This is a genomic window from Anaerovorax odorimutans (assembly GCF_024459955.1).
GTDB lineage: Bacteria > Bacillota > Clostridia > Peptostreptococcales > Anaerovoracaceae > Hominibacterium > Hominibacterium odorimutans_A.
In genome coordinates, this window is the sequence record NZ_JANFXK010000213.1 from 1 (window position 1) to 234 (window position 234).

Here is a 234-nt window from a genome sequence, read left to right on the forward strand (position 1 = left end):
CATCAAAGGTGCCCTCTGTCACATAGCGAAGAATGGAAACCTTGTCATTTTGATTTCCCTGCCGGATCGACCGCCCTCGCCTCTGCTCTAAGTCACGCGGACGCCAGGGACAATCAAGATCGTGGCTGGCGATGATCTTGTCCTGTACATTCATACCTGCCCCCATTTTAAAGGTACTTCCCATAAGAATTCGGACCGTACCGCTTCGTACCTTTGCAAACAATTCTTTTTTCT

At 49.1% G+C, this 234-nt stretch carries 1 protein-coding gene; it reads right to left on the minus strand.

Annotation, left to right across the window (positions count from 1 at the left end):
* Window positions 1–234, minus strand: a 234-nt coding sequence (locus NE619_RS18515) for a helicase-related protein (protein WP_330640881.1), incomplete at both ends; no start/stop codon positions are given.